Source organism: Variovorax sp. AC103 (genome assembly GCF_979254005.1).
In genome coordinates this window covers 30,629-33,127 of sequence record NZ_CEEDFC010000028.1, presented here as the reverse complement: position 1 = coordinate 33,127, position 2,499 = coordinate 30,629, and the positions used below count along the sequence as shown (strand labels likewise).

Genomic DNA, 2,499 nt, shown 5'->3' with positions numbered 1-2,499 from the left:
GCCGCGACCACGAAGAATGCCGAGAACATCCAAGGCCTGGATGGTCGCGTGAAGCAGAACACCACTGACATCGCCAAAAACACCGGCGACATCACCAAGAACGCCACCGACATCGCCGACAACAAGGCCGTGACGACAAAGAACACCCAGGACATCCAAGGCCTCGACGGCCGTGTGACGCAGAACACCGCCGACATAGCGGACAACAAGGTCGCCACGGTGAAGACGGCCGGAGATCTCGTCGCACTCGACGGCCGTGTCGGCAAGCGGCTCGACCAGCTCGACCTGAAGGGCAGCATGTTCGCGGCAGACAACCTGGGCGACGGCAGCGACCGCGCCACAGTGACCCCTGGCAGCCGGGCCGTGGCGGCAGGCGCCGACGCCCAGGCCACCGGGCAGAACAGCGTCGCGGTTGGCGCGGGCGCCCGGGCCCCGGCCCCCGGCAGCATCGCGCTGGGTGCCAACGCCTACGCAACGGCAGAAGGCAGCGTGGCGATCGGCGAAGGCTCGCAAGCCACGCGGGCGCGCACGGTGTCCGTGGGGTCGGTCGGCGCCGAACGCCAGATTGCCAACGTGGCGCCTGGCACCGAAGACACCGACGCAGTGAACCTCGGCCAGGCAAGAGGCCTGTCGAACCAGGCCGCCGGCCGCGCGCTGACACAGGCCAACAACTACACCGACAGCCGCATCAGCCAGCTGCGACGCGAAGCCAACGCGGGCATCGCATCGGCAATGGCTGCGGGTGTGCTGCCGACGGCGCCGTCACCCGGAAAATCGATGCTGGCCCTGGGCACGGCGACCTATGGTGGCCAGACGGCCATTGCGGTGGGCTTTTCGGCGCGCTCCGCCAGCGGCGCCTGGTCCTATCGCGCCACCGGCACCACGACGACACGCGGCGACGTCGGCGCCGCGGTCGGGATCGGCTTCGAGTGGTAACACGCACCGGGGTGGCCAGCGTGCTGGCCACTCCTGTCAGGTCGTCAGTTCCACTTCCAGCCGATGCCGGCGTTGATGCCCCATTCCTTCCCGGTGGTCGTCACCCCCGCACCCCAGGACATCTTGCCGTCGTCCGACAGCGTCTTGAAGGTCAGCGCAAGCGCCGTGTAGCCCTTGTAGCTGCCCAGGCCCACGCCGACCGTCTTCTCACCGGCGTAGAGCGTGGGCAGGTAGGTGCCTGACATCGCAAAGGCCATGGCCGTGCCAGAGTAGGCGACGCGCGCCACGTCGCCCAGCTGGCCCTGCACACCCTGCAACTGTCCGAGGTTGACCGCATCGCCCGGAAGCACGCCCGGCGCGACGTTGCTCACGCGCGTGCCGATGGGCGCCTGGCCGTTGCCCAGCGTGAGCTGGTTGTAGTTGACGGACCCGTCGGGGTTGCTCGCGTACTGCGCGCTGCCGGCGACGACCGCGTTGGCCGTGGCCTTCAGCTGCGCGACGTTGGCCGCGTCGCTGTCGGCCGTGCCGCCGGCCACCCCGGTGATCTGCCGGAACTGCCCGCTCGCCGGGTCGCCCACCGACACCGCCGCCTGCGTGCTGTTGGTCGCACGGATGGCCGTTGCCTGCAGGGGCGTGGCGCTGGCCGGCACGTAGGCGGCCACGCCGGCCGCGACGGACGCCACCGAGCTTGCGCCGATCGCCACCCCGCCGGTCTGCTGCACCACCGCGCCGAAGCCGATGGCCGTGCCCTGCGCCGCGGCCGGCGCCTTGCTGAGCGGCGTGCCGCCCGCATCGGCGTTGTCGCCCAGGGCCACGCCGCCGCCGCCCGCGCGCGCGTTGGCACCGATGGCCTGCGAGCCCGTGGCCAATGCGCCGGAGCCGATGGCTATCGCGTTCGCGCCCGTGGCCTGCGCACCGAAGCCCACGGCCACCGCGCCATCGGCGGTGGCCCTGGCGCCGTTGCCGGCCGCGAACGAACGCGCGCCGCTGGCTGTCGACTGCGGGCCTATCGCCACCGCCTCCTGCCCGCTGGCCGTGGCGTCTGCCGCGGTCGAGCTCGCATGGAAGTACTTGGTGCCGGTGTCGTTGATGTTGTTGATCCTCGTGCTGAGGTCGCCGACGTTGCTGTTGGCGGTGCTCAGCCCGGTCGAGAGGCTGTTGAAGCCGGTGCTCGCGCCGATCACGCTCGTGGACAGGCTGCTGAGGCTGCTGTTGGTGGTGCTCAGGCCCGTGGACAGGCTGCCGATGCCGCTGGACGCGGTGCTCAACCCGGTGGAGGTCGAGGTCGACAGGCTGCCCACGTTGCTGTTCGTCGTGCTCAGGCCGGTGGACAGGCTGGCGAGGCCGCTGGTCGAGCCGCTCAAGCCGGTGGAGAGGCTGGCGATGCCGCTCGTGGCGGTGCTCAGGCCGCTCGATGTGGAAGTCGACAGGCTGCCGACGTTGCTGTTCGTGGTGCTCAGGCCGGTGGAGAGGCTGCCCACATTGCTGTTCGTCGTGCTCAAGCCCGTGGACAGGCTTGTGATGCCACTGGTTGCAGTGCTGAGGCCCGTGGAGGTCGAAGTC

General features: G+C 70.3%; 2 protein-coding genes. One reads left to right on the top strand and one right to left on the bottom strand.

The features are described 5' to 3' along the window. Positions 1-936 (top strand): YadA family autotransporter adhesin (locus AC0IYU_RS30480; RefSeq protein ID WP_472124995.1); only part of this gene is annotated, 936 nt, incomplete at its 5' end. 44 nt (positions 937-980) lie between these two features. Here the strand turns inward: AC0IYU_RS30480 and AC0IYU_RS30475 are convergent. Beyond that, positions 981-2,499: YadA family autotransporter adhesin (locus AC0IYU_RS30475; protein ID WP_472124992.1), on the bottom strand; the 1,519-nt coding region annotated here is incomplete at its 5' end.